Annotated in this window: 2 protein-coding genes and 1 pseudogene; 2 read left to right on the top strand and 1 reads right to left on the bottom strand. The window is 42.4% G+C overall.

Annotated elements, in window-relative coordinates; genetic code table 11:
• A pseudogene (locus tag F6K38_RS40365) lies at positions 1-314 on the top strand (NAD(P)H-quinone oxidoreductase subunit 4); the annotation flags it as partial.
• Positions 315-591: 277 nt separating this feature from the next.
• Here the strand turns inward: F6K38_RS40365 and F6K38_RS40360 are convergent.
• Complete coding sequence (locus F6K38_RS40360; protein WP_287360474.1) at positions 592-1359, bottom strand: PAP/fibrillin family protein; 768 nt, start codon at positions 1357-1359, stop codon at positions 592-594.
• A 135-nt stretch (positions 1360-1494) separates the two neighbouring features.
• On the opposite strand from F6K38_RS40360, the gene F6K38_RS40355 reads away from it, so the two are divergent.
• Positions 1495-2053, top strand: a 559-nt coding sequence (locus F6K38_RS40355) for a Rieske 2Fe-2S domain-containing protein (protein ID WP_287360476.1), incomplete at its 3' end; no start/stop codon positions are given.

Genomic DNA, 2053 nt, shown 5'->3' with positions numbered 1-2053 from the left:
TGCTTTCACTGCTCAGACAGGTATTTTTCGGTAAAAATAACTCTGGCATAATTATTGAGAAATACCTAGGGGATGCCAAGCCTCGCGAAATTTTCGTTACCGCTTGTCTGTTAATCCCTATTATTGGCATCGGTCTTTATCCGAAGCTAGTCACTCAAACCTATGATGTAAAAACTGTAGCGGTTGCTGCTCAAATGCGCCAATCATTACCACTCATTGTTCAAGAGGAATCACCTCTATACTCTGGTACCTTCACACCGCCACAGTTACCTAATACCAATCCTCAACCTATTCTTGGGGTTACCAATTACTAAGTACTTCCTGTTTCCGATTAGCGGGAGTTAAACAAAAAGAACGCCCCAAACAAAGCAGGAGCATCCCACTTTGGAAGAAACATACCGCAAATAGCTGTATCATGGTGATTATACCGCTCACATAAAACGATATATTTACCAAAATGAGATGCTCCCAAAAAAATGGGTGCATCTTACTGTTTTGAGGCAAAGTGCGAGTGGTGTAAATCCCCTGTTACCTTGCTGCATCGCTTTTGAAATTAGTAAGTGCGCTTTCCGCATCTAATTATTAAATTCGTCACGGGTCGCACCTGTGGATGTCACAGACTAAGACTGTACCCTTTTCTCCACGAGTGATTCGTAGTTCCTCATCCAGATAGAGAATTTGTAGACGACCTTTGGGCGATCGCTTCATGGTAAATGCTACTTCTCCAGTATCTGGGTTCATCCCTTGGGGGGGTACTAAACCGAACATCAACTTGAAAAAACCAGACATCAATTTTTCTGTCCAACTTTTCTGTGAAGATGGGCATTGAACACCAAAAATGGCTTGCCAATCTTTTAGATTTGTTGATGGATGGGGGGCTAAAATACCTCCTGTAAATTGTACTTGTAGCACCCAATCACTAACGGGATAACAAACGCCTTGGTTGCGTACAATTCCCCTGATTTGAGGCATAGACTCATCAACGGTCGTAAATTCCACAACGATATCATAACTACGCTGTTGACCATCTCCCAACAAAAATACAGGTTGGACAACTCGGTCAATCACCAGTTTTAATCCTGTGGGTTGAAACATATTAAAAGCAAGACGACCGAGAGTGTAAGCATACTTACCCTCTGCCAGTTGCTCTCCTCCCGGAAAATTAGGTGCGCTAATTAACAACCATTCATGGTCCAGGAGTTCCCCATGACCTGTTGGTGCTGTTGTCGGATTGAGTTGACATAAATGATTAATTGCAGCAATTACGGCTTCATCCTTAGTATTGCCACCACAAGCCGCAAGCACTTGACGCAAAGCTGTTTTAGCTGATGTACGTTTTTCTGAATCTACGACTACCATATTATTAATAATTTTAGCTGTCCTGATGCTACTTTATATCATCCTAGATGGTTGATTTTTTATTGACTATTTTTTTAAAAAAATGTTACATTTATTATGACTAAAAATCCCATACTTTTTTTAAAAATTCCTACTATGTCTAGCATGGTTTTACAGTCCGTAACCTCTCAAACTAAGGCAGTGCAAGAACTGGCAGCAGGTGGCTCTGATCCAGAAGTCTTTGACTGGCAAGAAGTTTGGTATCCTGTTTCTTACATCGAGGATTTAGACAAATCCCAGCCCACTCGCTTCACTTTGTTAGAGCAGGATATTGTCCTCTGGTGGGACAAGCATGAACAGATGTGGCGAGCTTTTGTCGATCAATGTCCACACCGTTTGGCTCCACTGTCTGAAGGTAGAATTAATCAGGATGGATGGCTAGAATGTCCCTATCATGGCTGGGCTTTTTCCGGAACAGGCCAGTGTGAAGTCATTCCACAGCAAAAAGAAAGGGGAAAGGCTGAAATTTCCCAACGTGCCTGTGTCAATTCACTACCGACGACAATTGCTCAAGGGTTGTTATTTGTCTATCCTGGACAAGCTGAGAATGCGGCTCAAACTAAGGTTCCCATTGTTGATGCCTTAGAAGAAGACCCGGACGGTTGGATTTGCTTGAATACGTTTCGGGATTTGCCTTATGATGCCCTAACATTGA

The sequence above is a fragment of the Moorena sp. SIO3B2 genome (assembly GCF_010692525.1).
In the GTDB taxonomy this organism is placed as follows: Bacteria; Cyanobacteriota; Cyanobacteriia; order Cyanobacteriales; family Coleofasciculaceae; genus Moorena; species Moorena producens.
The sequence above is the reverse complement of the archived record's forward strand: the minus strand, read 5'-3'. Positions and strand labels throughout refer to the sequence as shown.